The sequence below is a fragment of the Planotetraspora silvatica genome (assembly GCF_016863315.1).
GTDB classification, from domain to species: domain Bacteria; phylum Actinomycetota; class Actinomycetes; order Streptosporangiales; family Streptosporangiaceae; genus Planotetraspora; species Planotetraspora silvatica.
Genome location: NZ_BOOQ01000022.1, coordinates 12962 through 38854 on the forward strand (window position 1 = coordinate 12962; position 25893 = coordinate 38854).

Annotated in this window: 30 protein-coding genes and 1 riboswitch; of the genes, 9 read left to right on the top strand and 21 right to left on the bottom strand. The window is 70.3% G+C overall.

Features of this window, described 5'->3' with window-relative positions; all coding sequences use genetic code 11:
• Window positions 1-52: 52 nt before the first annotated feature.
• The 3 genes from Psi02_RS16720 to Psi02_RS16730 are packed head-to-tail and all read right to left on the bottom strand — an operon-like array spanning window position 53 to window position 3281.
• Window positions 53-1069: a TolB family protein gene (locus tag Psi02_RS16720; protein ID WP_203975100.1), complete on the bottom strand. Its 1017-nt coding sequence runs from the start codon at window positions 1067-1069 to the stop codon at window positions 53-55.
• Window positions 1066-2391, bottom strand: coding sequence for an MFS transporter (locus Psi02_RS16725; RefSeq protein WP_239094942.1), 1326 nt, complete (start codon window positions 2389-2391; stop codon window positions 1066-1068). Before Psi02_RS16725 ends, Psi02_RS16720 begins: the two co-directional genes overlap by 4 nt.
• A 2-nt stretch (window positions 2392-2393) precedes the next feature.
• Window positions 2394-3281 carry an alkaline phosphatase family protein gene (locus Psi02_RS16730; RefSeq protein WP_203975102.1) on the bottom strand — a complete coding sequence of 296 codons (888 nt, stop codon included), beginning with the start codon at window positions 3279-3281 and terminating at the stop codon, window positions 2394-2396.
• 205 nt (window positions 3282-3486) lie between these two features.
• Between Psi02_RS16730 and Psi02_RS16735 the strand changes: the two genes are divergently transcribed.
• Window positions 3487-3927 (top strand): NUDIX hydrolase, encoded by a 441-nt coding sequence (locus Psi02_RS16735; protein WP_203975104.1) that lies wholly within the window; start codon window positions 3487-3489, stop codon window positions 3925-3927.
• Here Psi02_RS16735 and Psi02_RS16740 read toward each other — a convergent pair.
• The 3 genes from Psi02_RS16740 to Psi02_RS16750 form a co-directional block, all read right to left on the bottom strand.
• The gene (locus tag Psi02_RS16740; protein WP_203975106.1) at window positions 3849-4169 is read right to left on the bottom strand and encodes a plasmid stabilization protein; all 321 of its coding nucleotides are present in this window, start codon (window positions 4167-4169) and stop codon (window positions 3849-3851) included. The genes Psi02_RS16735 and Psi02_RS16740 overlap by 79 nt on opposite strands.
• Window positions 4170-4248: 79 nt before the next feature.
• Window positions 4249-5064 carry a helix-turn-helix domain-containing protein gene (locus tag Psi02_RS16745; RefSeq protein WP_203975108.1) on the bottom strand — a complete coding sequence of 272 codons (816 nt, stop codon included), beginning with the start codon at window positions 5062-5064 and terminating at the stop codon, window positions 4249-4251.
• Between the two features lie 202 nt (window positions 5065-5266).
• A complete protein-coding gene (locus tag Psi02_RS16750; protein WP_203975110.1) occupies window positions 5267-6295 on the bottom strand; it encodes an aldo/keto reductase in 1029 nt (342 codons plus the stop codon).
• A 236-nt stretch (window positions 6296-6531) separates the two neighbouring features.
• Here Psi02_RS16750 and Psi02_RS16755 point away from each other — a divergent pair, with 236 nt between their 5' ends.
• A complete protein-coding gene (locus tag Psi02_RS16755; RefSeq protein ID WP_203975112.1) occupies window positions 6532-7395 on the top strand; it encodes a helix-turn-helix domain-containing protein in 864 nt (287 codons plus the stop codon).
• A gap of 46 nt (window positions 7396-7441) precedes the next feature.
• Here the strand turns inward: Psi02_RS16755 and Psi02_RS16760 are convergent, their stop codons facing one another.
• Entirely contained in the window at window positions 7442-7810 is a 369-nt protein-coding gene (locus Psi02_RS16760) for a GntR family transcriptional regulator (protein ID WP_203975114.1), read from the bottom strand.
• Window positions 7807-8640 carry a hypothetical protein gene (locus Psi02_RS16765; protein WP_203975116.1) on the bottom strand — a complete coding sequence of 278 codons (834 nt, stop codon included), beginning with the start codon at window positions 8638-8640 and terminating at the stop codon, window positions 7807-7809. The genes Psi02_RS16760 and Psi02_RS16765 overlap by 4 nt, the downstream gene beginning before the upstream one ends.
• 73 nt (window positions 8641-8713) lie before the next feature.
• Here Psi02_RS16765 and Psi02_RS16770 point away from each other — a divergent pair, with 73 nt between their 5' ends.
• The gene (locus Psi02_RS16770) at window positions 8714-9250 is read left to right on the top strand and encodes a hypothetical protein (protein ID WP_203975117.1); all 537 of its coding nucleotides are present in this window, start codon (window positions 8714-8716) and stop codon (window positions 9248-9250) included.
• Here Psi02_RS16770 and Psi02_RS16775 read toward each other — a convergent pair.
• Window positions 9247-10518 (bottom strand): amidohydrolase family protein, encoded by a 1272-nt coding sequence (locus Psi02_RS16775; RefSeq protein ID WP_203975118.1) that lies wholly within the window; start codon window positions 10516-10518, stop codon window positions 9247-9249. The genes Psi02_RS16770 and Psi02_RS16775 overlap by 4 nt on opposite strands.
• Window positions 10519-10579: 61 nt before the next feature.
• Between Psi02_RS16775 and Psi02_RS16780 the strand changes: the two genes are divergently transcribed.
• Complete coding sequence (locus tag Psi02_RS16780) at window positions 10580-11092, top strand: MarR family winged helix-turn-helix transcriptional regulator (RefSeq protein WP_203975119.1); 513 nt, start codon at window positions 10580-10582, stop codon at window positions 11090-11092.
• Between the two features lie 45 nt (window positions 11093-11137).
• On the opposite strand, the gene map is transcribed toward Psi02_RS16780, so the two are convergent.
• Window positions 11138-11905, bottom strand: coding sequence for a type I methionyl aminopeptidase (gene map / locus Psi02_RS16785; RefSeq protein ID WP_203975120.1), 768 nt, complete (start codon window positions 11903-11905; stop codon window positions 11138-11140).
• 63 nt (window positions 11906-11968) lie between these two features.
• Here map and Psi02_RS16790 point away from each other — a divergent pair, with 63 nt between their 5' ends.
• Window positions 11969-12244, top strand: a complete 276-nt coding sequence (locus Psi02_RS16790; protein ID WP_203975121.1) for a helix-turn-helix domain-containing protein — start codon at window positions 11969-11971, stop codon at window positions 12242-12244.
• A gap of 29 nt (window positions 12245-12273) precedes the next feature.
• On the opposite strand, the gene Psi02_RS16795 is transcribed toward Psi02_RS16790, so the two are convergent.
• From Psi02_RS16795 to Psi02_RS16820, 6 genes are all read right to left on the bottom strand, one after another.
• Entirely contained in the window at window positions 12274-13260 is a 987-nt protein-coding gene (locus tag Psi02_RS16795) for a helix-turn-helix transcriptional regulator (protein WP_203975122.1), read from the bottom strand.
• Between the two features lie 172 nt (window positions 13261-13432).
• Complete coding sequence (locus tag Psi02_RS16800) at window positions 13433-14407, bottom strand: ABC transporter substrate-binding protein (protein ID WP_239094943.1); 975 nt, start codon at window positions 14405-14407, stop codon at window positions 13433-13435.
• Window positions 14408-14432: 25 nt separating this feature from the next.
• Window positions 14433-15269 carry an ABC transporter ATP-binding protein gene (locus Psi02_RS16805; RefSeq protein WP_203975123.1) on the bottom strand — a complete coding sequence of 279 codons (837 nt, stop codon included), beginning with the start codon at window positions 15267-15269 and terminating at the stop codon, window positions 14433-14435.
• Window positions 15269-16309 (bottom strand): FecCD family ABC transporter permease, encoded by a 1041-nt coding sequence (locus tag Psi02_RS16810; RefSeq protein WP_203975125.1) that lies wholly within the window; start codon window positions 16307-16309, stop codon window positions 15269-15271. Before Psi02_RS16810 ends, Psi02_RS16805 begins: the two co-directional genes overlap by 1 nt.
• Complete coding sequence (locus tag Psi02_RS16815; RefSeq protein ID WP_203975127.1) at window positions 16306-17304, bottom strand: FecCD family ABC transporter permease; 999 nt, start codon at window positions 17302-17304, stop codon at window positions 16306-16308. The genes Psi02_RS16810 and Psi02_RS16815 overlap by 4 nt, the downstream gene beginning before the upstream one ends.
• 171 nt (window positions 17305-17475) lie before the next feature.
• The gene (locus Psi02_RS16820; RefSeq protein ID WP_203975129.1) at window positions 17476-18081 is read right to left on the bottom strand and encodes a hemerythrin domain-containing protein; all 606 of its coding nucleotides are present in this window, start codon (window positions 18079-18081) and stop codon (window positions 17476-17478) included.
• A gap of 116 nt (window positions 18082-18197) precedes the next feature.
• A riboswitch (TPP riboswitch) is annotated at window positions 18198-18309 on the top strand.
• Between Psi02_RS16820 and tenA the strand changes: the two genes are divergently transcribed.
• Window positions 18307-19002, top strand: coding sequence for a thiaminase II (gene tenA / locus Psi02_RS16825; protein ID WP_203975131.1), 696 nt, complete (start codon window positions 18307-18309; stop codon window positions 19000-19002). (Overlaps the previous riboswitch by 3 nt.)
• Window positions 19003-19206: 204 nt before the next feature.
• On the opposite strand, the gene Psi02_RS16830 is transcribed toward tenA, so the two are convergent.
• Window positions 19207-19947, bottom strand: a complete 741-nt coding sequence (locus Psi02_RS16830; protein ID WP_203975133.1) for a hypothetical protein — start codon at window positions 19945-19947, stop codon at window positions 19207-19209.
• A 120-nt stretch (window positions 19948-20067) separates the two neighbouring features.
• On the opposite strand from Psi02_RS16830, the gene Psi02_RS16835 reads away from it, so the two are divergent.
• Window positions 20068-20604, top strand: a complete 537-nt coding sequence (locus Psi02_RS16835) for an SUKH-3 domain-containing protein (protein ID WP_203975135.1) — start codon at window positions 20068-20070, stop codon at window positions 20602-20604.
• 115 nt (window positions 20605-20719) lie between these two features.
• On the opposite strand, the gene ltaE is transcribed toward Psi02_RS16835, so the two are convergent.
• A complete protein-coding gene (gene ltaE, locus Psi02_RS16840; RefSeq protein WP_203975136.1) occupies window positions 20720-21724 on the bottom strand; it encodes a low-specificity L-threonine aldolase in 1005 nt (334 codons plus the stop codon).
• Window positions 21725-21898: 174 nt separating this feature from the next.
• On the opposite strand from ltaE, the gene Psi02_RS16845 reads away from it, so the two are divergent.
• Both Psi02_RS16845 and Psi02_RS16850 read left to right on the top strand, forming a co-directional pair.
• Window positions 21899-22402, top strand: a complete 504-nt coding sequence (locus tag Psi02_RS16845) for a DinB family protein (RefSeq protein WP_203975139.1) — start codon at window positions 21899-21901, stop codon at window positions 22400-22402.
• A 45-nt stretch (window positions 22403-22447) separates the two neighbouring features.
• Window positions 22448-23152, top strand: a complete 705-nt coding sequence (locus tag Psi02_RS16850) for a GNAT family N-acetyltransferase (RefSeq protein WP_203975141.1) — start codon at window positions 22448-22450, stop codon at window positions 23150-23152.
• Between the two features lie 81 nt (window positions 23153-23233).
• Here the strand turns inward: Psi02_RS16850 and Psi02_RS16855 are convergent, their stop codons facing one another.
• From Psi02_RS16855 to Psi02_RS16865, 3 genes are read right to left on the bottom strand one after another with little or no spacing between them, the layout of a single operon-like run.
• Window positions 23234-23740 carry a DUF6933 domain-containing protein gene (locus Psi02_RS16855; RefSeq protein WP_203975143.1) on the bottom strand — a complete coding sequence of 169 codons (507 nt, stop codon included), beginning with the start codon at window positions 23738-23740 and terminating at the stop codon, window positions 23234-23236.
• 59 nt (window positions 23741-23799) lie between these two features.
• On the bottom strand, window positions 23800-24501 hold the full coding sequence (gene prfH / locus Psi02_RS16860; protein ID WP_203975145.1) for a peptide chain release factor H: 702 nt from the start codon (window positions 24499-24501) through the stop codon (window positions 23800-23802).
• The gene (locus tag Psi02_RS16865; protein WP_203975146.1) at window positions 24498-25706 is read right to left on the bottom strand and encodes an RNA ligase RtcB family protein; all 1209 of its coding nucleotides are present in this window, start codon (window positions 25704-25706) and stop codon (window positions 24498-24500) included. Before Psi02_RS16865 ends, prfH begins: the two co-directional genes overlap by 4 nt.
• Window positions 25707-25893 lie beyond the last annotated feature (187 nt).

Consider the following 25893-nt stretch of genomic DNA (forward strand, 5'->3'; position numbering starts at 1 on the left):
ACCCATCGCGACGTCCGCCGACCAGGCCCACCGCCTTTACACCGTAGATTTCTTACCCGATGAAGGCGGGGTTGAGCGCCGCGACGGCCACCCGCGCGGCTTTGCCGGTCCCGTCGGCCGGGACGGACCACAGGTCGTCGCCGTAGTCGCCGGCCAGGCCGTACATCACGGTGTGCTCGTCCGACCAGACGACCTGGTCGTCGACGCTGCGTGACTCGGCGAGCGGCGTCTCCTCCATGGTCTTCAGGTCCAGCGCGTACAGCCGCCAGGGCTCGTCCGGGTCGGCGCCGGGGACCCGTTTCTTGAAGACCAGACGCGTGCCGTCCGGCGACAACGACGGGCATTCGACGTTGGTGCGCATCGTCGTCAACGTCTGCGCGGCGACGTCGCCGTGCACGAGGTAGGTCTGGCCCTTGGTGGCGAGCGTCGCGTAGAAGTGACCGTCGTCGGCGAAGGTGACGCCCCAGAAGTTCACGTCGGCGGCGTGGTACGGCTTGCCCTCCTTGATGATCTTGTATGTCTCCAGGCTCGGGGTCAGCGCCCACGTCCGCGTGTCGACGATCGAGGTCCGGGTGGAGAAGTCGCTCCCCGCGTAGGAGTCGCCGCCCACGAAGACCGTCCACGCGGCCATGTGCCCGGACGGCGAGACCCGCGTCCGGGTCGGGATGCCGGCGATCGGGAAGTCGTGCAGCGTCCGCAGCCGCGAGTCGAGGATCGATGCGAAGTAGGTCTCCTGCAGCGGGCCGTCCTCCTTGCGCAGGCACACCCCGGTCCCGGCCGCCGCGTAGAAGCGCAGGCAGCGGACCGGCGCGGCGACGCGTGCTCCGCCCGGGTCGTTCACCGGCACGGAGACCAGGTCGTCCCGGTACGGCCCCCAGGCCATGTTCCGGAAGACCATCCGCCCCGCGCCCGCGAGGCTCACGGCCCCGGCCGAGATCGGCGGGCCGCCCGGCTGCGCCGTGTCACGCTCCCCCGCCCGGTGCGACGCGCGCATCACCGAGGCGAACGCCACCGTCCCCAGCACCGCCACCGCGACCACCAGGGTGATCAGACGCGTCCGGGCCGTCATGCGGTCTCCGGCCCGCGCAGCGCGTACGCCGCCCACCCGGCGCACACGGCGAGACCCGCCATGGCGATGCCGAGGACGGCCTGGTCGCCGATCACGGTCCACGCGGCGCCGAAGGCGATCGAGCAGCAGAACCGGGCGAGCGCCTGACCCGTCCCGATCAGCGCGAGCCCGCTCGCCCGCAACTCGGCCGGTACGGCACCGGCCGCGGCGGCCGGGAGCACACCGTCGGTGGCGGCGTAGAAGGTCCCGTGCAGGGCGAGCACGACGAACGGCAGAGCGTCGTTGTGCAGCGGCATCAGCAGCAGGCCGTACGCGAGCAGCAGCGCGACATGGCCGCCGAGGAACACGCGCCTGCGGCCGACCCGGTCGGCGAGCACGCCCAGGGGCATGGCGAGCACGAGGAAGAAGAAGGCGGTGCCGAGCGGCAGCAGCGGGAACAGGCGCTCGGAGATCCCGAGCCGGTGCTGCACCATCAGGTAGACGAACGCGTCGCTCACCGTGGTGAGCCCGAGCAGCGTCGCGGTGACGGTCAGCCGCCGTACGTCGGGGATCCGCAGTAGCGCCAGCGCGGACCGCAGCGTGACCGGCGGGGAGGCGGCCGCGGCGCCGTCGCCGGCCGGAGCGGCGTCAGCGCCGGCGGGGCCGGCCGTGACCGCGGGGGCACGGCCTCCGGGGACGAAGAGCACGAGGACCAGGACGCCCAGCGCGGCGATGCAGAAACTCACCGTGAAGACGGCGTCGTATCCGTCCGCGGCCATGCCCAGGACGAGAAACGCGACGATGGGGCCGAGAAGGGCTCCGCCCGTGTCCATCGCGCGGTGCACGCCGAAGGCCCGTCCCCTGTTCTCCGGGGTCGAGGCCAGGGAGATCATCGCGTCCCGTGGAGCGGTGCGTATCCCCTTGCCGGTCCGGTCGAGGGCCAGTACCCCGCTGATCAACGGCAGGGTGTGCACGAAGAGGAGCAGCGGCTTGCAGAGGGCGGACAGGCCGTAGCCGGCCACCGCGACCGCCTTGTGGCGGCGCCCCCGATCGGCGAGGTGGCCGCCGAACAGGCGCACGAGCCCGCTGACCCCGTTGTAGACGCCGTCGAGCACGCCGAACCCGAGCGGGCTGAGGCCGAGACCGGCCACCACGTAGAGCGGCAGCACGGCGGTGACCATCTCCGAGGAGACGTCCGTGATGAGACTGACCGTTCCCAGCGCGAGAACCGTGGCCGGGATCGCCCGCAGCGCCCGGCCCGGCTGAGCGGCCCGATCAGTCCGACCTTGGTCCGCGTCGGTGGGCGCGGTGGCGGCGGTCGGGCCGCGATCAGCCAGGTACAAGCTCAGCTCCAGATTCCGGTGATGTCCGAGGCGGACGCGGCGTTGCCCGCGTGCGTGCTCGTGCCGACCATGTCCTCAAGAGTGCGGAGCAGGTTGTAGTGGTTGTACTTCGTCGCGGAGGTGCTGCCCGCCATGACCGGCTGGCCGTACACGACGGTCGCGATCTTGTTGCCGCTCAGGCTGTTGTCCTCGTCGAAGGTGACGACGAGGAGGCTGTTGTTGGCCTTCGCCCAGGTCGCGTACGCGCCGAGCTTGTTCTTCACCCACGTGTCGCCGGTCGAGACCGAGCAGTCGTGCATGTCGCTGCACAGGTTCGGGGTGACGTACGAGATCTTCGGGAGCTTGGTGAAGTCCGTCGGGAACTGCGCGAACGTGTACGCCGAGGAGGTCGGCACGTTCTTGAAGCCGAACCAGGGGTTGTGCTTCTGCGCGTACTTGCCGGAGCTGTTGGTGCAGACGGTCGAGCCCTGGCTGGGCAGGCCCTCGTTGTAGCTGGCCCAGGTCTTGCCGGCCGCGATCGTCTCCGAGGCCAGGTTGGCCGCGGAGCTGAAGCCGATCGTGACACAGCCGTCGCCGGTGATGCCCTGCGTGGAGCCGGAGAACATGGCGTAGTAGTTCGGCTGGCTCGGGTGCGTCTCGGCGTACATGTTGGTGAGGTTCGCACCGCCCTTCGCCAGCGAGTTGATGTAGGGGGCGCTGGAGCTGCCGATGACCTGGGAGTAGGCGTGGTTCTCCATGACGACCACGACGATGTGACTCGGCGACGGCACCGTGGCAGCGGAGCTCGCCTGGGTCCCGGTCCACAGTCCGATCGCGGCGACGATCCCGAGGGCGGAGGCGACCGAGACGAGCGCCTTGCGGACACGCGTCTTTCTGACGGATACGACCATGACTGTCCTTCGTACAGGGGGCTGCGAGGCGATGTCAGGGTAGATCCACTCAGAAAGATTCACTCAGTGAAGCGAGATGAATAGCACTCAAACATTGGGGTTCCATCTCTCGCCGGGGCGGCGGCCGACGATGGCACGCGGCGGAGCCGCCTTCGCCGGTGGGAGACTCCTCCACGTCCCTACGAACGAGCCCCGGAGAACGGCGATGCCCGCGACCATCGACAAGATCGCATGGATACACCTGGAGGACGGCAAGGTCCTCAGCACCCGGACGCGGGGCAAGGACGTCTACTACTTCCCCGGCGGGAAACGCGAGCCCGGCGAGACCGACCTCGACACCCTCACGCGCGAGATCGACGAGGAACTGGCCGTCGCCGTCCTCCCCGCGACCGCCGAACTCCTGGGCGTCTTCGAGGCCCGGGCGCACGGTCACGCCGGCGACGTTTCCCTGATCCGGTCCCCGCCGCGGGTACCGGTGCCGACCAGGACCTGGGTGTCCACGGCGATCCGCCGCACCATCGACACCACGACGGGAGACCGTCGGGGGACGTCGCCCGGTGCCGCCGGTCAGCCGAGCGCCTTCTCCAACTGCGCCTTGCTCATGGCCGAGCGGCCCTTGATGCCGCGCCGCCTGGCCTCCGCGTAGAGCTGCTCCTTGGTGCGGCCGCCGGCCCCGGAATGCGAACGCAGCCCTCCACGGCGGGAGGAGGAGATGTCGTCGATGGAGGTGCGGCTCTTGGTGCGGGACTCCCCCGCGCGGGCCCGTTCCTTGTTCACGGTGCGGGCGGCGATCTCCTTGGCCACCTTGTCGCTCTTTCCGCGCTTCTTGACGCTGTCCTTGATGTGCTCGTACTGGCGTTCCCGCTTGGGGCTGGAACCACGTGGCATGTTCCCCACCTCGCTGAATCGGCTCGTCTCATTGCGGGCTACCCGTGAAGCCCGGGCCGACACACGCCATGCCCTGCGGTCATCCGCCGACGGGGTGAGTCATGGACAGCCGGGTCAGAGCACGTTCGGACGAGCTGCCCGGCTCGGCCTGCGCGATGAAGATCCGCTGGCCGGGGGAACCGTCGATGGAGAACGTCACATGCCAGAGGATCAGCTCGCCGACCTCGTGGTGGACGATGCGCCTGAACTCCTGGGTTCTGGTGCCCACGTCATGACGGGCCCAGATACGGCGGAAGTCCTCGCTCCCCCGGGACAACTCCTCCACCAGACGGAGCAGGGACGGATCGGGCCCGGGCCCCGCCACCGCCCGCAGATGCGCCACCTTGGACGATGCCTCCTGTTCCCAGTCCGGATAGAGCTTGCGCGACTCCGGGTTGAGGAACGTCAGCCGCAACAGGTTGTCGGTGTGCGCCAGCCCCTCGTAGAGGGCGCGGGCCACCGCGTTTCGCGCAAGGACGTCCAGCCGGTCGTTCGTCACGAGTGCGGGCATGCGGTCCAAGCTGCCGATGAGCCGCAACACGTTGCGGTCGACGTGAGCCGACGGGCGCCCCATGCGCTTGGATGGCCGGGGGTTGGCCAGCCGGTACAGATGCTCGGTGGCGTCGGCGTTGAGCCGGAGCACCCGGGCGAGGGCGGCGAGCACCTGATCGGAAGGATGGCGTTCTCTCCCCTGCTCCAACCTGATGTAGTAGTCGGCGCTGACCCCCGCGAGCAGTGCCACCTCGTCGCGCCGCAACCCCGGCGTCCTCCGGCGTCCGACGTCCGGCAGGCCCACCTCGTCAACGGTGACGGCCTGACGGCGGGCGCGCAGGAACTCGCCCAAGGGACTTTTCATGCCAGGCAGACTAGAAAAACTCGGGTAAAAACGATTAAAAGGGGGCGTTGCGGGCTTCCCCTCACCGGGAGATTTTGCAGGCAATTTGCCGGACACTCCCTCCTTTTCAGCGTTCCGGGCGCCCCCGACACCACGGTGGTCACATGCCGGCGACCACCCTCCGTGGAGGTGATCGCCGGCATGTGACGCCGCGATCCGGCGGCTACCGCCGGCGCAGCGCCTTGTCCGCGAGCGCCGGGTGCACGAAGTAGTTGTCCGCCGGGTTCAGATCGGTGCCCGGCGGCACGATCTCGTCGATCCGGTCGAGGACGTCCTCGCTCAACACCGTGCCCGCCCCGGCCAGCAGTCCGTCCAGGTGCTCCATGGTGCGCGGCCCGAGGATCACCGAGGTGAGGGCCGGGTGGGCCAGGACGAATCCGAGCGCGAGGTGGGGCAGCGGCAGGCCCGCCTCCTCCGCGAGTTTCGTCAGCTCGCCGACGGCCTGCAGCTTGCGCGCGTTCTCCGGCAGCGACGGGTCGAACTTGTGCCGCTCGACGGACGCGCGTCCCGAGCTCGCCAGGTCGATGTCCGCCGCCTGCGTGTACTTGCCGGACAACCAGCCGGCCGACAGAGGGCCCCAGGTCAGCACGCCCATGCCGTACTTCTGCGCCGCCGGCAGCACCGCCGCCTCCACACCGCGCGCCAGGATCGAGTACGGCGGCTGCTCGGTGCGGAAACGCACGTGGCCGCGCCGTTCGGCGACCCACTGCGCCTCGACGATCTGCTCGGCGGGGAAGGTGGAACTGCCCACTGCCAGCACCTTGCCCGCCCGGACCAGGTCGGTGAGGGCGGAGAGGGTCTCGTCGATGTCCGTGCGCGGATCGGGCCGGTGGACCTGGTAGAGATCGATGTGGTCCGTGCCCAGGCGCCGCAGGCTGTTCTCCACCTGGCGGACGAGCCAGCGCCGGGAGCCGCCGCCGTGGTTGGCCTCCTCGTCCACCGAGAGGCCGGCCTTGGTCGCCAGGACGACCTCGTCACGGCGGCCCTTGAGGGCTTTCCCGACGATCTCCTCCGACTCCCCCGCCGAGTAGACGTCGGCGGTGTCGACGAAGTTGATCCCGGCGTCGAGGGCGCGGTGGATGATCCGGACGCTCTCGTCGTGGTCCTTGTTTCCCAGGCCACCGAACATCATCGTGCCGAGCGCGTACTCGCTCACCGAGATCCCGGTGCCACCGAGGATTCTGCGCTTCATTGAGTGCTGCCTCCAGCAGATCGTTTTCGGGGATACGGACACAGCCTCCGCTACCTCGCCGACCGGGCACCAGGCCTGGCTCAACCTGGGTCTGTCAGAACCACTTACCGCCTCGGCCGACACCCGATGGCGGTCGCTGCTCCGGTGGTCGTCTTGACGGGGAACGGCGGGACCTTGTAGCCGTGGGCTCGCAGGTCAGAGATGTAGCAGTCAATGCATGTGCTTGTATGTCAGGCATGGGGCATGCCGAGGACGAGATCACTCCATTCCTGAAGGCGCGCCGGGCCGCGCTCGACGCCGCCACGCTCGGTCTCCCGGACGGGATCGCCCGGCGGCGGGTGCGCGGTCTGCGCCGCGAGGAGGTCGCCCAGCTGGCCGGGATCAGCGTCGACTACTACACGCGCATCGAGCAGGGCCGCGCGCCCGCCATCTCCGACGCGGTGCTCGACGCGGTGGCGCGGGCGTTGCACCTGACCTCTGCCGAGCACACCTACCTGCGCAACATCACCGCACCCGGGCGGCGAGCCGGCAGGGGCACCTGCGAGGGATCGGGTCCCCGCCCCGAGGTGCGGCCGCAGATCCGGGAGTTGCTGGACGCGATGGGCGACGTCGTCCCCGCCTTCGTGTACGGCCCGGGCATGGACCTGCTGGCCTGGAACCGGCTGGCCGGCCGGGTCGCGTTCGACTTCGACGCGCTCGCGGAGGCCGAGCTCAACACCGCCCGGCTGGTCTTCCTCCGCCCCGAGGCCAGGGCGCTGTACCCGGAGTGGGAGAACGTGGCGCAGGGGATCGTGGCGATCCTGCGTTCCGAGGCCGCGCAGCACGTCGGCCGGGCCCGGGTGCGGGAGGTCATCTGCGACCTGCGGGAGGCCAGCGAGGAGTTCCGTCGCTTCTGGGACGAGCAGACCGTGCTGGATCCCGACATCGGCACCAAACACATCCGCCACCCCGAGGTGGGCGACCTCATGGTGACCTTCGAGTCGTTCCCGCTCCCCACCGACCCGGGCCAGCGGCTGTGCACGTACACCGCGTCGAAGGGGTCGGCGACGGAGGAGCGGCTGCGGATGCTGGCGGACCGGGTCGGCGTGGGCGTCGCCTGACGCCCACACGGTCGATTCCGCCCGGCCCGCCCAGGGAGACACGGCCCTAGCCCGCGAGCTGACGCCTGGCGGCGAGAAGGGCGGCGTCGAGATCCACGCCGAGTTCGCGCACGGCCGTCGCGTAGGCCCGGGCCGCCTCCGCGAGCCGCGTGTCGCGTTCCTTGTCGGTCATCTCGGGGATCGCCCGCACGACGGTGCCGTGGCCCACCCTGCCGCGCAGGTATCCGGCGCTCTCCAACTCGCGGTAGGCCCGTGCGACGGTCCCGGACGCGAGGCCGAGGTCGCCGGCGAGTTGCCGGATGCTCGGCAGCCTGACCCCCTCCTTCAGCTCACCGGTGCGGATCAACGCGGCGATCTGCGTCCTCAGCTGCTCGTAGGGCGGAAGGGGCGCTTCGACGTCGATCTCGACGATCACGTCGTCGCCCTCGGCGAGAACCGGCGCACACGTACCCGGACCCGGAACCAGGCGTACACCGCCGACAACAACGTTCCGAAGGTCAGCCAGGAGAGGATCCAGTTGAACGGCTCGGGAGCGTCGAGATCGAGTTGGATCGCCCACATCACATTGGTGGCGGCCAGGCACATCAGGGCGAGCGACGCACCGCTGATGGTCTGCAGCGAGCGAGAGCGGATCGCGTCGTCCGCCGCTCCCAGATCGGCCGGCAGCACCGGCCGGGCACGGCCGATGATGAGCCGTCGCGCCGACCACATGACCACCGCCACCGCCGCCATGCCGCCGACGGCCAGGATCACCGTCGACGGCCGCAGGTCCGGCCCGCCTTCGCCCGGCCAGAGCCGGTAACCCCATATCTCGCAGGCCAGGGCCGCGACGACGAGCAGCGGACCCCAGCGGGCGCCCCAGGACAGGTAGTCGCCGGACCGGCGCTGGTCCAATGCGGCTCGCCGGGGGCCGGCGGTGGGCGCCCACCGGACCGACGCGCCGATCTCGGCGGCGAGCGCGCCCACCAGATAACCGGCAGCACCCCAGAAGTAGGAGGCGCCGGGAAGGGCGAAGACGCCACCGGCGATCCAGCCGGCCGCGCCGCCGACGGCCCGCCACCGGGGCACCCGGGCCAGATAGCCGATCAGGACACGCCCGTTGTCCGGCGTGACGGTGACGCCGCCCTCCTGGGCGAACACGTCGAGCCGCCTCCTGCTGACCGGCGCGAATCCGGCCAGCAGCGCCAGGGTGGGCACGGCGAAGATCCCTGCGAAGGCTACGGCGAGGCCCAGCGACGACGACATCGTTCCTCCCGGCGTTGCGACCGGCGGCTGAATGTATCAATATATTAATACACCAGGATCAATTGGAGGCGTCGTGGTCACCGATGAGACCTGGGCGCTGATCGCCCCCCGCCCATCACGGACACGGCGCACGGCCGTCGCCGCCTCCATCCTCCTCGTCATGGCCGTGCTCGCGGTCACGGCCTGGTGGGCCGGCGCCGTCGTCCCGCGGCTGAGCGTCACCCCCACGCTGGTCGAGCCCGGCGGGCCGGCCGGGAGCGTCCGGCTTCACGTGTGGGTGCGCAACGAGGGACTGGTCCGGACGGAGCCGTGGTCGATCTCGCCGGGCACGACCCTGCCCGTCCGCGCCGTCGAACCGCACGCCCCCGACGCCGGCGGCGAGCTCCTCTCACTTCCCGGTGAAGCCGAGACGCTGCCTGGGGGCGCGGGACGGCCGCTGATCCTCGACCTCCAGGTCCCGTGCGGGCCGGAACCTCCCGATGGGTCATTGGAGATGGTGGTCTACGGCCCGCGCGGCGGTCATGAAATACGACTCGCGTGGAAGGACGGACGGCTCCCCGACTGGCGACACCGGGTGGTCGAGGCGGCCTGTGCCCGATCCGGTGGCTAGACGGCGGCCAGGCGGGCGGCAGACTCGGCGAGGGGCGCCAGGACGTCCTCGACGACATGGTGGAGCAGCCGGCCGTCCCGCTTGACGATCCGGCCACCGACGATGACGGTGTCGACCGACCGGGTGTCGGCGGAGAGCACCACCGCACCCACCGCGTCGTGAGCCGGGGCGATTCCGAGCAGGTCGGTCCTGAGCAGCACCAGGTCGGCGTGTCTGCCCACGCCGAGGGATCCGGCGACGTCGCCGAGCCCGGCGGTCCGCGCCCCGTCGATGGTGGCCGTCCGCAGCGCGTCGCGGGTCGTGAAGCCCATGTTCGGGCGTGCCCTCTCCAGGGCGTACGCCGCCCGCATCAGGCTGAACATGTCGCCGGGGCCGCTGACCACGGTGTCCGCCCCGAGCCCCGCAGGGGCGCCCGCCGCCACCGCACGCCCGGTGATCGGGTAGCCGAGTCCCAGTTCCACCTCGACGACGGGTGAGACGGATACGGCGCCGCCGCTGGCGGCGATCCGCTTGAGCGCATCGTCGGAGTAGTGGTTGCCGTGGACGTAGCTCGTCGACGGGGCCAGGAGACCGTTCCGCTCCAGGAAGTCGAGCCCGCGGTCGGCGCGCTCGGTGTCGTAGCCCATGTGGACGGTCACCGGCAGGTCGAGGTCGCGGGCCAGGCGCCACTCGTGCAGCGCCTCCTCCTCGCTGACGATCTCCGGTCCCAGGGGGGCGATCGCCATCGTCACCGTGCCGCCTGCCGTGCCGAAGTGTTCGGCGTGCACCCGGCGTCCTTGCGCGGCCAGCGCTTCGGGATCGCCGCCTTGGGGGTGGCAGTATCCGAAGACGGCCCTGATCCCCGAACGACGCAGCGCCTCGACGGCCGCCGCCGTGTGATCGGGGGTGAACTGGATGTGCGACCAGTCGACGAGCGTCGTGATGCCCGCGTCGAGGCACTCCAGGGCTCCTGCCAGGTTGCCGGCGTAGACGTCCTCCGGCCGGTAGGCGGGAGCCAGTCTCCCGAGGACGCGCTCGAGATAACCGGAGAAGGCGATGTCGGGGCCGATCGCCCGGATCCCCGCCTGCCAGGTGTGCCGGTGGGTGTCGACGAAGCCCGGCAGCACGAGCATGCCGCGCGCGTCGATCACCTCGGCGCCCTCGGGCTCGGGCAGGTCCGGCCACACGGCCGCGATCCTGCCGTCCTCGACCAGCACGTCGGCGGGAGCGACCGTGACGGGGTCGGTGTCGACGGCGACGCCGCCCTTGATGAGCAGTCTTGTAGTCATGCCGAAAGCTTAGAGAAAAGCTTTTTTAAAAGCAATGTGGCGAGAGAGGTACTCTCGACCCGTGCACGAAGGGGAACGAGACGAGGTCGACGCGCTTGTTCCGGCGTGGGAGTCGAGCATGGAGCCGCACATCGTGGCCTGGCTCGAGCTCAGCAAGCGGGTGTCGCGCGTCGGCGGGCTGCTGGAGCAGGCGATCAGGAACGCGCTCGCCGAACTCGGCCTGACCTACGCCGAGTTCGACGTGCTGGCCGCGTTGCGCCGCGCGGGCGAGCCGTACCGGCTCAAGCCCAGCGAGCTGACCAGGTCCCTCTTCCTCACGTCAGGAGGAACGAGCAACGTCCTGCAGCGGCTGACGGCGGCGGGACACGTCGAGCGCGAGGCGGACACGGGAGACGCGCGCAGCCGCTGGGTCCGCCTGACCGAGGAGGGTGTGCGGGTCACGGAGGCCGCGCTGGCCGCCTCGGTCCGGGCACACGGCGAAATCCTGCGCGACGTTCCGGAAGACGCCGTACGGCAGGCCGCCGACGCCCTTCGCGAACTCCTCCTGGTCATCGGCGGCCGGCGTTTCCGCTGACCGGCGGTGACACACCCGGATCCCCGGCCGGCGGCGCGGACCCACTCAGGGCAGGGTGAGGATGCGGGGCCCCTCCTCGGTGACGGCGACGGTGTGCTCGATGTGGGCGGCCCGGCTGCCGTCGACGGTCTGCAGGGTCCATCCGTCGGAGGCGGTGCGGTAGTCGTCACGCCCGCCGGCCATGAACATCGGCTCGATGGCGAGCGTCAGGCCGGGACGCAGGGGGAATCCGCGGCCCGGCCGCCCCCGGTTGGGCACGTGGGGGTCTTCATGCATGCGGCGGCCGATGCCGTGGCCGCCGAAGTCCTTGGGCATGCCGCAGCGAGCCGACCGGGCGACGGCGCCGATGGCGTGGCCGATGTCGCCGATGCGGTTGCCCGGCATCGCCGCGGCGATGCCGGCGTCGAGGGCCTTCTGCGTGGCATCGATCAGCGCCTGGTCGGCGGGCCTGGGGGTGCCGACGATGAAGCTGACGGCGGCGTCACCGGTCCAGCCGTCGAGCTCCGCGCCGCAGTCGACGCTGACCAGGTCGCCGTCGCGGAGACGGTAGTCGGTGGGGATGCCGTGCACGATGGCGTCGTTGACCGACGTGCAGATCACCGCGGGAAAGGGACTGAAGGCGAAGGCGGGCCGGTAGCCCAGGAAGGGTGAGCCGGCCCCGGCTTCGCCGAGGACGGCGCGGGCCGCTTCGTCCAGTTCGCGCAGTGACACTCCCACGTCCGCCGCTTCGCGGGCGGCGGCGAGCGCGTGGGCGACGACGCGCCCGGCCTCCCGCATCGCGTCCAGCGCCGTGTCGGATTTGATCTCGACCATCTCGTGCGACTCCCAACCCCCGACTGGCGGTCCAATTCTTATACCGGTATTAGTATCACGGGCATGGTGAGGACTCCTTTGACTCCGTGGGAGCGGCAGCGCGGAGAACGGTTCGGCTCGCTGCTGCGCCAGGCGCGCGGCGAGCGCAGCATGGTGGAGATCGCGGCGGCGGCCGGAGTGTCCGCGGAGACGCTGCGCAAGATCGAGACCGGGCGTGCGCCGACCCCGGCCTTCTTCACCGTCGCGGCCCTGGCCGCCGCACTGGAGATGTCCCTGGACGAACTGGCCGGAGCCTGTTCGAAGGGCGCCGACGGGCGGGCGCAGGCCTTGCCCGCCTGACCGTGCGCGCGCGGGCCCTGCCGGCACGCTCAGCGCGGCGCACGCAGGACGCGGACCGGTGACATGCCGTATTCCGCTTCGTGCGCGGCGGCGAACCGGCCCAGGTGGGTGAACCCCCAGGAACGCGCGATCGACGCCACCGTCTGCACCGACGGGTCCGCGGCGCGCAGGTCGTCGTGCGCGCGACGGAGCCGTACCTTGCGGAGATAGGCCATGGGCGGCATCCCGACGTGGCGCTGGAAGCCTTCCTGCAGCGTCCGTACGCTGACGTGGCATCGCGCGGCGAGCGTGGAGATCGTCAGCGGCGTCTGGGGCTCGGCCTCCATGATGTCGATCGCCGTGCGGATCGCGATCGGACGGCCCGCCTCGGCCGGCGCGTCGAGCATCTCGCGGTACGGATGATCCGTGGCCAGCAGGAAGCCGCGGATGAAGCCGTCCACGAGCGGCGGCGCGACCAGTGGCTGCAGGACGACGCTGTCGGCGTCACCGAGCTGATGGTTGAGCATCATGAGCATCCGCGCCCAGCTCCGGGCGCGACCGGTCGTCATGTCCAGGCTCGACGCGAAGGGGATCTGCGAGGTCACCGGCTGCCCCAGCAGTGCCTCCAGCGCCCGGTCGAGCGCGGTCCGCTCGAACCCCACGCAGACCAGCCGGCAGTCTCCGGCCCACCTTGTCAGGACGGTGTCGCCCTCGGGCCGGAACACCACGGCCCTGTCCCGCGTCGCGACGACGTCCACGCCGCGATGCCGGGTCTCGACGTGGCCGGAGATCGGAAGATTCAGGTGGTAACTCGCCCGCAGCTCGCTGCCCTCCACCCGCAGATCCACCCCGTGGATGGCCTCACCGAACGAGACCGGCCCGATCCACCCGAAGCGCTGCACCGGCGTGACCGTGGTCGGCTTGCTCAGCACGGTGACCCGTAGCCTCTGAAACGCGGTGCGGCAGTCGTCGCCGGGCGGGTCCGCCGAGGGCGCGCCGATCGGCGAAGCCGGCGGCTGTGAGGCGTTCTGTTCCATGTGAACGGCTATCTGTTCTTCGGTCCTCAAATCTCTGCGCCATAACGTACGTGACACATGTTGACAAAATGGTTGTTTATTGCAAAAAGTCGGTCATTCCAGACAGCCCCCGGCCATCGGCCGGGGGCTGCCTGAATCGGCGAGCGGATTCAGCGAGCGCGGGTGCGCACGGTCACTTCTGAACCAGCGGCGTCAGGGCCTTCTTGACGTCGTCGACGACCTTTCCCGCGGCGGTGACCCCGATGCCGGTCATCCAGATCTCGTCGTCCACGACCTGCACGTGCCCGGCCTTGACGGCGCTGAGCTTGTTCCACAGCGGTCCGGCGGTCACCTGGGCCTGCTGCTTGGCGGCGTCCGCCCCGAAGGCGCTCACGAAGATCATGTCACCGTCGACCTGGTCGATCTGCTCCGGGCTGATCGGGGCGAACCGCCGGTCGGCCTTGCCCTCGAGGAGCTGCTGCTGCGGACGGCCGACGCCGATGTCGTTCAGCACGATCCCGGCGAACGAGTCGGGCCCGTACTCGCGGATCTCAGCGGGCCTGAAGCGGATCAGGCTGATCTTCAGCTTGGCCGGGTCGCCGAGCTCCTGCCCCACCGCCTTGGCCTGCGCCTCGTACGCCTGGAGCTTCTGCTCCCCCTCGGCCTTCTTGCCGACCGCGTCCGCGTCCAGCAGGAAGTTCTCCTTCCAGGTGATGCCGACCTTCTCGGTGAACACCGTGGGCGCGATCTTCGACAGCTCGTCGTAGAACTTCTCCTGCCGGAACTTCGAGCCGAGGATCAGATCGGGCTGCAGCGCGGCGATCGCCTCGAGGTCGGGCTCCTGGAGCGTTCCGACCGACTTGATCGTGGCAAAGGACGGACCCAGATATTTCGGGATACCGGACTGCTCGTCCGGCAGGGCTGCGCCGACCGGAGTGATGCCGAGCGTGTAGAGGGAGTCCAGCTTGTCGGTGTCGAGCACAACGATGCGCGACGGGTGCTCGGGCACCTTCGTCTCACCCATGGCGTGCTTCACGGTGCGCGTGGCGCCGGCCGGCGAGCCGGAGTCGCCACTGCCGCTCCCGCCGCCGCACGCGGTCAGGGCCAGACCGGCCATCGCCACGACGGCCACCCCCCTGGCCAGCCGGCTGAATCCGTGGAACCTCACTGTGTCTTCTCCTATCGCTTTCCAGTTACGCCGGTGCGTCCGGCACGACCATCGGCGCCCCTGTCACCGGGCACGGCACCACCACGCCGCCGAGGCCGAACACCTCGGCCAGGCATTCGGCGCTCATCACCTTGTCCGGCGCGCCCTGATCGACCACCCGGCCGTCCTTCATGACGACGAGGTGGTCGGCGTATCGGCACGCCTGGTTGAGGTCGTGCAGCACGGCGATCACGGTGCGCCCGCCGTCGCGGTTCAGCCGCCGCAGCAGGTCGAGGACTTCGACCTGGTGGGCGAGGTCCAGATATGTGGTGGGCTCGTCGAGCAGGAGCGCGTCGGTGTCCTGCGCGAGCGTCATGGCGATCCACACCCGCTGCCGCTGGCCGCCGGAGAGGGCCTCCACGCTCTGGTCGCGCACATCCGCCAGCCCGGTCAGGGCCAGCGCCCGCTCGACGGCAACGGAGTCCTCCGCACCCCACTGCCGGAACCACCGCTGGTACGGCTGGCGGCCGCGGGCCACCAGGTCCGCCACGGTCACCCCCTCGGGAGTGACCGGGCTCTGCGGCAGGACGCTGAGCCGGCGCGCGAGTTCACGGGTGGGCTGGGCGTGCAGGTCCACCCCGTCGATGAGCGCCGCGCCGCCGCGAGGGGCGAGCAGTCGCGCCATCGTGCGCAGCAGGGTGGACTTCCCGCAGGCGTTGGGGCCGATGATCACCGTGAAGGCGCCGGCCGGCAGTTCCAGGTCGAGTCCCTCGATGACCAGCCGGTTGCCGTATCCCACACTCAGGTCGCGGGCGGCCAGCCGTACGGGCGCGCGCGACTCGCCGCCGTCCGTCGGGGACGGCGGCACGTGCTCATCTGTCATCAGGGCGTCCTCCGTACGAGCAGCCACAGCAGATAGGGGCCCCCGAGGACGGCGGTGAGCACGCCGACGGGAAGCTGGACGGGCGCGAACGCCGTACGGGCGACCAGGTCGGCGACCACGGTCAGCAGCGCTCCCGCGAGGGCGGAGCAGGCCAGCGGCGGGCGCTCGGCGCGCACGAGGCGACGGGCGAGTTGGGCGGCGGCGAGCGCGACGAAGTCGACGGCCCCCGCCTGCGAGATGGCCAGCGCGGCGAGGATCACCCCCACCACGCCCAGCAGGAGACGTCGTTGCGTCACCCGTACGCCGAGGCCGCGGGCGACCCCGTCGTCCAGGGCCGTGGTGTCCATCGCGCGTCCGGCCCACAGCAGCACCGGCAGGAGCACCACCAGCGGGATCAGCAGGATCCGCGCCTCGGCGTAGCCGGTCCCCGCCACGCTGCCCGCCAGCCAGACCTGGGCGCGCTGCCCGTCGATGGCGTCGGCGCCCACGATGAAGATCTCGGTGAGCGCCTTCGTCGCCAGCGCGACCGCGATCCCGCACAACACGAAGCGGCGGGCGGCCAGGCCGTAGCGCCACGACAGCGTGAACACCACCGTGGCCGCGGTCAGGCCGCCCAGCAGCGCGAACGGCCCCAGCCACGCGGCGCCCAGGTCGGTGCTCATCACGACGGTCGCGGCGAATCCCGCGCCCTGACTGACGCCGATGACATCGGGACTGGCGAGCGGGTTCCTGCTGACCGCCTGCAGCAGCGCCCCGGACAGCCCGAGCAGGGTGCCGACGGCGAGGGCCACGACGATCCGCGGAAGCCGCAGATCCTGGACGACGATGGTGAAGGGCCCGTCGCCCGCGAGTGCGCGCACGACGTCGGCGGGGGCCACGAACGTGCTGCCCACGCCGAGCGACAGCACCACGGCGACCGCGGTGAGGGCGAGGAGCAGCAGGAACATCCCCGCCGCGCGGCGGCGCAGCACGAAAGTCAGCGGCCCGGCGCTCACGACGACACGGCCCGCCACCGGATAGGACGGCGCGCCGGTCCTCATGCGGTCACCGTCCGTCCGCGCCGGACGAGCAGGATCAGGAAGGGGGCGCCGACGAGCGCGGTGACGATCCCCGCTCTGATCTCGGCGGGCGGAACGACCAGCCTGCCTATCACGTCCGCTCCCAGCAGCAGCGCGGGCCCGAGCAGCAGCGACACGGCCATCACCCACCGGTGGTGTGCGCCGACCAGCCCGCGGGCCAGGTGCGGAAGGGCGAGCCCGACGAACCCGATGGGCCCGGCCGCGGCCACCGCGGCTCCGGTCAGGACGATCGCCGCGACGGCGGCCGCCAGCCGTACCCGGCCGACGTTCCGGCCGAGGCCGCGGGCGACGTCGTCACCGAGGGCGAGGGCGTCCAGGCCGCCGGCGACGCCGAAGGCCAGCACGATTCCGGCCACCACGAACGGCAACACCCACAGGGCGACCTCGATCGGGCGGCCGGACAACGATCCGACGGCCCAGAAGCGGTACTGGTCGAAGGTCTTCACATTGACCGTGAGGACCCCGATCACCACGCCGGTGAGCGAGGCGTCCAGCGCGGTGCCCGCCAGCGCGAGGGTGACCGGCGAGGCACCGTCGCGGGCACGGGCCGCCAGGGCGTAGACGAAGGTCCCGGCCAGCGCGGCGCCGGCGATGCCGAACCAGATGTAGGAGGGCAGCGTGGTCAGTCCGAAGACGTTGATCGCCGCGACCACCCCCAGCGACGCGCCGGACGAGACGCCCATGATCCGCGGATCGGCCAGCGGGTTCCGGGTGAGCGCCTGCATCAGGACTCCGGCCGTGGCCAGTCCCGCGCCGACGGCGAGCCCGATGATCGTCCGAGGCACCCGGAGGGACCACAGGATGGCGCTCGCGTCGCTGTCGTCCGGCCGCAGCAACACCTGCAGCACGCGGCCGGGTGCGATCCCCCGGCTGCCCGCCGCCAGGCTCAGCAACACGGCGGCGGCCAGCAGCACCGCCGACCCCGCCAGTACGGCGAGGCGCCTGTTCGTCCTCATCGCCCGCCGCCCACCCTGTGCCCCGTTCGCCCGATCAAACTAGGTAAGGCTTACCTAACCGGGGGGATACTAGGGGATGACCATTACGAACGACAAATCACGATATATCCGATACCTGACAGGCCATCGGAGCGAGGGCGTGCCGCTCCGACGACGTCCGACGCGACGGGGTCACAACTCGGTGCTGCGCGGTGGGGTCGGGGTCCCGTGGATCAGTTCGGAGTGGGCCGCGAAAGCCTGTGCGGCCATCGTCCCGATGACCGAGCGAGCCTCCGGCGGCATGTTGGAGATGGCGAGTTCGACGATCTCGGGATCGCCTTCGTACATCAACATGCCGAAGCCGAGCGGCAGGCCCTCCGGGTCGACGTCGGCCGCTCCCGCCTGGACCATCCGATTCCACTCGGTGAGGGTGATGTGCTTCTCCATGAGCGGGACGACGTGCTCCTCCTCCACCCCCAGGTGCTCCTTGAGCAGCGGGAGGAACCGGTCGAGGACGTCGGCCAGGGCCTCGCGGGCCTCGGTGCCGGCACTGCCGCGCCAGGCGGCGATCGCCTCGTCGACCCCGGCCGCCGTCCTGGCGACCTCCTCGTGCTGACTCTCCATCAGGCGGACGACGGGCGCCAGATCCTCGGGGACGCGTTCCAGCAGCAAGGGCCAGACGTGCTCGTCCTCGCTGTGATGGTGATGGTGGAGGACGGTCGCCACGCCCTCGATGTGACCGGCGACGATCCGCGTCCGTTCGTGGTCGCCCTCACCGGACCAGTCGCCGGGGTCCACCTTCGCGCCACAACCACCGGGCGATGTCGGCAATGTCGGCGATGCGGCCCTTCTTCATATACGCGATCTTAGGGCGGAGACATTGCGGTAGCAGGGGTTCCGTGCGTTAGCCTCGACCACGACACCGCGGGAGCCCGGCGCACCGGGCTGAGAGTGTGGCTGGCGCGGCCACAGACCGCTCGAACCTGACCGGGTCATGCCGGCGTAGGGAGCTGGTCCGAAACGATGTCCGAGTCGACCTTTCCGCACGCGACCCAGCGGCCGTTCAGTGAAGAGTTGTGGGACGCGATCGCCCCGATCTACCAGGCGATCCTCGACCATCCGTTCATCACGGGCCTGGTCGACGGCTCCTTGCCGCACGACGCCTTCCGGCAATTCGTGGTGCAGGACTCGCACTACCTGCGCGACTACGCCCGGGCCCTGGCGCTGTGCGCGGCCAAGGCGCCGGCCGAGGACGACGTACGAGCCTTCGCCGGTGACGCCGCGGGAGCGATCGCCGCGGAGCAGGACATGCACGGCGCGTTCATGGCCGATCTCGGCGGCTCCGCCGAGCAGGCCGCGACGGTGCCCGTGGGGCCGACCACTCGGGCCTACACCAGCTACCTGCTCGCGACCGTGTACGGCGGCTCGTTCCTTGACGGCCTCGCCGCGGTGCTGCCCTGCTACTGGATCTACGCCCGCGTCGGCGAGGCACTGCTCGAACGCTCGTCACCCGACCCGCTCTACCGCCGCTGGATCGCCACCTACGGGGACGAGGCGTTTCAGAGCGTGGTCCGCCGGGTGGTCGCCCTGGCCGACCGGGTCGGGGACGAAGCGACCGACGCTCAACGCTCCCGCGCCCGGGAACACTTCATCACCACGTCTCGCTACGAATGGATGTTCTGGGACGCCGCCTGGCGACAGGAGTCGTGGCCGATCTGACGCCTGATGGAGTGGCTGTCCGCCCACTGGCAGGTCTTCGTCTCGACCGAGCAGTGCTGCCCAGGCGCCGCAGGTCATCGGGCACATCACCGCCGACTGGCCTCTGCCGGACGGCACCACGGCACAGGACATGTTCGCCGTCCTCCTCGACACCGCGTCCGCGCCGGGCTCGGACGTGTCGGGCAGGCCGTAGACGTCCCTCCGTCAAACGTCCGCGGCAGGACCGTCCCGCCCGAACCACGTCGCGTCGACGGTCGGCGACTTCCCAAGCAGCGTGACGGAGGCGTCGCGGTGCGGCCAGACCAGGGCGATCTCGTGGCCCATGTTCGTCGCGACGACGGTGGTCGAGCGGGGTTTCTCCACCCGCTCGACGATCGTCCAGCCGGCGGCGCGCAGCCATCCGGCGATGGCCTCGAGCAGCTCCGGGATCGGCCGACCGGCGGGCGGCACCACCAGGAAGGCGCAGTCCACCCGGTACTGCTCCTCGGCGAGATCGATCGAGCCGCGGCCGACCCGCTGGGGGCCGATGTCCGAGATGACCGAAACCCGGCCGCCCGCGACCACGCCGGCCGCACCGGTGACCTGCCCGCGCAGCCAGATCTCGGAGTGCTCCAGCCAGCGGCCCATGTCGTCCCAACCGGGCGGGGTCGCCTGGTGGGCCGGACGCGGTCGCACGCCGATCGGCTCCTCGTTCTCGATGTGCCGGGCCCGCCACTGGGGCCAGGACGGCAGCCCGGTCCGCGGTGTCGTCGGACTGGCCTGCGACGTCTCGTAGTCGGCGATCAGATTCCGCTCGCTCAGCGCGAGTGACGCGGCGCGGACGTCCGCGCGCACGGAGTCGGGGTCGGTGTAGTCCCGGCCGTCGACGGAGAACATGGGCTCCAGGTCGTCGTAGGCCTCACCGAGCCGGAAGACGTAGACCGTCGTAAGCTCGCGATCACTCATCCGCATCTCCACTGATCCAGGACCGCCGCCCGCGCCGGCCGGACCGCGCCCCCTCGCCCGGCGAGAGCAAGATATACACCTTGTATAGCGAGTCGGCCGGATAGGGAGGTGTGTGCGTCGGTGACGCCGGATGAGGCCACGGAGGTCGCCCGGTCATGTCCGCCGGTCAGCCTGCCGGAGGACGTGCGCCGGGTGCTGACCGCGGTCGGCTGGCGCTCCGACCGCGACGTCAGTGCCTGGGTGTCGACGTGGCTCCGGGATCTGTACGCCGGGATCCCCGGCTCCGCCGACCGCCTGCCGATCCACCCGGCGGCCCGCGAACTGCTCGATGAGTTCGGCGGCCTGTCCTTCCGGCAACTCAAGCAGCCCGGCTCGACGAGCGGCGGCTACGACGTGCAGGTGTGGCCCACCGAGGGCCGGGTGCTCGTCGACCTGTTCGTGGCGTTCGGCACCGACATCGGCGTCCCGGTGTTCCCGCTCGCCTGGTACGAGGACGGCCCCGGCGACATCGTCTGCGCCGCCGACGGCCGGGTCTACCTCCTGCACGAGGCCGGCGAGTTCCTCATCGGCGCGACCCCGGATGAGGCGATCATCCGCCTGGTCCGCGGTGAGCCGTTCACCCCGGTCGACGATCACGGCGAGCCGCTTCGGCACTGATCAACGATTCGGCTTGGGCGAGACGTGAGTATCGCCGTCCTCGGGGTCCGCGGGAGTCCTGGGGGTCACGGCGGCATGGCCGGCGGCGACAGATAGGCCGCGTTGTTCGCGACGCTTATTTCACGAAATACGACTTCACTGCCGACACGAACATATCGATGTCCGCCCGCTTGACGTCCATGTGCGTGACGAAGCGCGTGCCGTACAGAATCTGCGTGAGGATGCCGCGCTCGTGCAGCGATGCTTCGAGCGCCGCGCAATGCTCCTGCGGAAACTGCGCGAACACCATGTTGGTCGCGTGCGATTGCACGCGGACCTCGTCGATCTCCGCGAGCCCGCGCGCGAGATGCTCGGCGTTCTCGTGGTCTTCCGCGAGACGATCGATGTTGTGTTCGAGCGCGTACAAGCATGCCGCCGCGAGCAGGCCCGACTGCCGCATGCCGCCGCCCAGCATCTTGCGCCAGCGGCGCGCGCTCTCGACCAAGGCGCCGCTGCCGACCAGCACCGAACCGACAGGCGCCCCCAAACCCTTCGAGAAGCAGATCGAGACCGAATCGAACGGTGCGCAGAGCGCGGCGATCGATTGACCCGACGCGACGGCCGCGTTGCAGACGCGCGCGCCGTCGAGGTGCGTCGCGAGACCGCGGCCCTTCGCCAGCGCGACCGCTTCGGCGACATACCCGGACGGCAGCACCTTCCCGCCGATCGTGTTCTCGAGCGCGAGCAAGCGCGTGCGTGCGAAGTGATCGTCGATCGGCTTGATCGCCGCGGCGATCTCGTCGAGCGGCAGGGAACCGTCCGCGGCGTTTTCGATGGGCTGCGGCTGGATGCTGCCGAGCACGGCCGCGCCGCCGCCTTCGTTCCTGTACGTGTGCGCCAATTGGCCGACGATGTACTCGTCGCCGCGGCTGCAATGCGCCATCAACGCGGCGAGGTTACTCTGCGTGCCGCTCGGAAAGAACAGACCCGCTTCCTTGCCGGCGCGCTCCGCGACGGCCGCTTGCAGGCGCAGGACGGTCGGGTCGTCGCCCCAGACGTCGTCACCGACTTCGGCTGCCACCATCGACGCCAACATCGCCTGACTCGGACGGGTAACGGTATCGCTGCGCAAGTCGATCATGTCGGTGCCTTCCTGTGGATGACATCAATGGCCCATGGCAGCTCGTAGCGCTCGTGCCGGCCAGACGACGGGTCACAGGAGTGTAGTGCGATCCGGCAATACGCCTTTGAGCGACTCCGGCGGATCATCGGCCATGACCAGACGACACTTCCCCCGGTGAGAGGATCGTGAGCCGTGACCGACAACCGCGTTCCCCCTCCCTTCATCGGCGACGAGCGCGCCATGCTGAACAACTGGCTCGACTGGCACCGCGAGACCCTGATCGTCAAGTGCGCGGGGCTCTCGGAGGAGCGACTCCGCGAACGCTCCGTGCCGCCGTCGACCATGTCGCTGCTCGGGCTGGTACGCCACATGGCACACGTGGAGCGCGCCTGGTTCCGCCGCGTGCTGAACGGCGAGGACATCCCCCTCCTTTACAAGACCGACGACCTCGACGCCGACTTCAACGACGTGGACACCGCCTCCGCCGAGGAGGCTTTCGCCACCTGGCGGGCCGAGGTCGAGCACGCCCGCAAGCTCTCGGCCGAGGTACCGCTGGACGCCATCGGCAAGCAGAAGCGCCACGGGCAGGACTGCTCCCACCGCTGGATCCTCGTCCACATGATCGAGGAGTACGCCCGGCACAACGGCCACGCCGATCTGCTGCGCGAGCGGATCGACGGCGTCACCGGCGAATAGCCCAATCCCCCGCCGTGATCACGATGCTCTATCGTCCTCGTCTGCATGACAGCGCTGTCGCGGCAAACCAGTGGCGCGGCGGGGGGCTTGATCGTCAGGATCGAGTCCATGCTTGCTGATCTGTGGCCCCAATACGGCCTCACCATCTTCACGCCCCGACTCGAGCTTCGCCTGCCCCGTGAAGAGGAACTGGCGGAGCTTGCTCACCTCGCCGCCAGGGGCGTGCACCGCCCGGACGAGCGTCCGTTCCTGACGCCTTGGACCGACGGCAGCCCCGAGGATCGGGCCCGGTTCGTGCTGCAGGAACACTGGGGCAAGCTTGGAGGCTGGAGCGTGGCAGCGTGGCGGCTCGGGCTTGGAGTCTTCTGTCATGGAGACCCGCTTGGCGTGGTCACCCTTCGAGCGCGTGACTTCCCGGTTGTTCGGGAGGTCACGACATCCGCGTGGCTGGGAATCGAACACCAGGGCAAGGGCTACGGAACCGAGGCTCGGGTCGGCCTGCTGACGCTGGCCTTCGACCACCTCGGCGCGCGTGCCGCACTCACCGAGGTCTTCCAGGACAACCATGCCTCTCAGGGCGTGTCCCGCAAGCTCGGCTATGAGTACGACGGCATCTCGGTCGATGCCCGCGGCGACGAGGCCGTCGTATCCGACCGCCTGCGGCTCACCCGGGAGAGGTGGACTCAGGAGAAGCGGCCCGCCGTGAGGGTGGACGGGACGGAGGCTTGCCGGCCGTTGTTCGGCCTCTGACAACATCCGCTCATGCCACGGAGGGGATCGTGTCCGGTCCTGCCTCGATCGTTGCGCGGCGGTGTGGCCGTCGTCGATGGGTCAGCTCGTTCGAGGGGCGATAGCGCGCAGCAACGCCTGCAGTTCGCGGTCGGGACTGATGTGTTTGCTGTAGAGGGGTCCGCAGGGTGTGGTCGCCAAGCGCATCGCGAGGCCGAGCAGATCCGGCGGCGGGATGTCACCGCGGTAGGTCTCGGCGAGGTAAGTGAACTCGTTCAGGATGCCGACGACGCTGCGGTTGGCGGTCTTGGCGAGGCAACGGTCGCGCATCTGCCGCACTTCATCGTCGATGATCGTGTCGGGGGTTCCATGCGCGGCGAGCACCGTGGCGACCTGCTGCGGGAATCTGGCCAGCAGGGTCGCTGCGGGGGCCAGCGGCATCAGCACGGGTAGCAGCGTCGATTCGTTGACGAACAGCGCGACCTGGGGTTTCCAGAACACGGCTGTGGCGTACCACTGGCCCAACAAGGTGGTGGAGTGCTCGCCTTCACCCAGGCTGGGCGGGCCGATACGGTCGAGCAGCTTCTTGGTCCCGCGCACGATGAGCACCTGCTCATCCTGCCGCAATCATCACTACGCGTGTTCTTGTCCTAGCGATCCTCATGTTGTCAGGTGCGATTCTCCTTCCTCGGTGGGCGTGGTCGGGTGGACTGCCGCCGCTGGTGCGTCTGCTCCTGGGGGGCCGGGTCCTGCTTCGACACTTCCGGACGCTCGATACGCGTGGGGTTGCCGCGTACGAGCTCGTCGTGGATGCGCCAGCGGGCGGTGGTGACGGCGCGCCCTGCCGCCTCCTCGCCGCGCTCGATGCGCTGTCGCAGCAGCTGCATGGCGAGGCGGCGATTGAGGCTGAACTGCCGCTCGGTGTCGACCACGACGACGATCCCCGAGGGCCGGTGGGTCGCCCGCACCGCCGTGCTGGCCTTGTTTCGATGTTGACCGCCGGGGCCGCCGGTACGGCAGGCGACGATGTCGACGTCTGCTTCCGCGAAGGTCGTGCGCGGGGTGTCGACCTGGCACGGCTGGGCGATGACGTACCAGTTCTTTCGGCCGGTGCTGGCCCGGTAGGGGCTGGGGGCCTGCCAACACAGAGTTCCGGTCCACGAGGCGGCGAACGCCTCGGCGCCGGTTCCTGCGATCTGGATCAGGACCGATCGGTAGGTGCCGGGCCGGTCACCGGGAACGGTCTCGGCCCGACGAGTCTCCAGATTCTGCCGGGTGGCGTCGGCTTCCAGGCGATGCAGCAGCCGGGCCAGCGCCCAGGCGCACTCCTGCGGGCCACGCCCGGCCGACAGGAGCAGGTGGACGCTCACGGCCGGCCTTGCCTGCGGCGGTGGTCCCGATCGTCTCGGTGGTCACGCCGGGACGTGGACCCGAGGTCGGGCGTCTTGTAGGTGACCAGCGGGACCGTGGTGGCCACGGGCGTGGCCAGGTCATGGTCGACGAGGTCGGCGATCACCTGCTCGATGCGCTTGTAGGCGGTTGGTGCCTCCTCGAAGAGCAGCTGACGGTCGCCGCACACCACCACCGACCCCACCGGCGTACGGCGCAGCTCCTCGACCGTGTGCTTGGCCCGGCCCCGGCGCAGGGCGTCTGCACGCGACATCTTGCGGCCCGCGCCGTGCGCCACGGAATGGTTGGCGTCCGGCCCGGCGTGGGCGGCCACGAGGTAGGAATGGGTGCCTCGCGTACCGGCGATGAGCACGTCGCGGCCGTCACCCGGCGCCGCCCCCTTGCGGTGCAGGTAGACCCCGTCGCGGATCTCGACCAGGTTGTGGCACTGGTCGACGAGCGGCTCGGTGGGCTCGGCGCCCAGGGCATGGGCGACCCGGGCGGCCATCAGCCGCCGGTTGAGCGATCCCCAGCGTACGGCCTCGTCGTGCATCGCCAGGTAGGCGCCGGGATCAGGGGCGGGGCCCGCGCCGTGGACCGCGGTGTGCGCCCGCAGGATCCGTTCGCCCAGTCCTCGGGAACCGCTGTGGACGATGAGAACCAGGTCGTCGGCGGCGAGTCCGAGACGGCTCGCGTGGCCCGGCTCGAAGACGGTTCCGATCCGCGCCAGTTCGACGAAGTGGTTGCCCCGGCCGACCGTCCCGAGGCCCTCGAGGTGGCCGGCTGGAACATCGCCCTGCACGACGGCCCAGGCCGGGTGGTCGGCATCCCGCTCAGGGTCCAGGGCGCGATCGAGGTCGGGGAATCGCGCGGCGACCTTCGTGGGTACGGCGCGCTTGAGCTTGATGGGAAACACGGCGATGCCGCAACCGATGTCGGAACCCACCAGGAACGGATACAACACGGTCGACGCCATGGCGGCCCCGATGGGGGCGCCCTTGCCAGGGTGCAGGTCCGGCATCGCGGCGACGTGCATCATGCCGTCGAGGGCTGCCACCTGGTGGCACTGCGCGAGGGCATCAGACTCGATCCAGCTTTCGGGGGAGGCGAACACGGCGACGGTGGCCGAACCCATGGCCGGGGCGGACGGCAGCAGTGACTCCTGCCGGGAGTGTTGCTGAGACAAAGAGCTCTCTTCGCTGAAAAAGGTACGGGCGGACGGCATTACGGCGCGCGTCGGCGCCGTGGCATTTCGGGAGTAGCCGGGGTGCTGTCCGTCAGAGCGTCATGGACACAACTTTCCTTGAGCCCACCAGGCGAGGCAAACGGTTTTCGGGCGTATAGGCCTGTATGCCGCCATCTAACGACGTGCG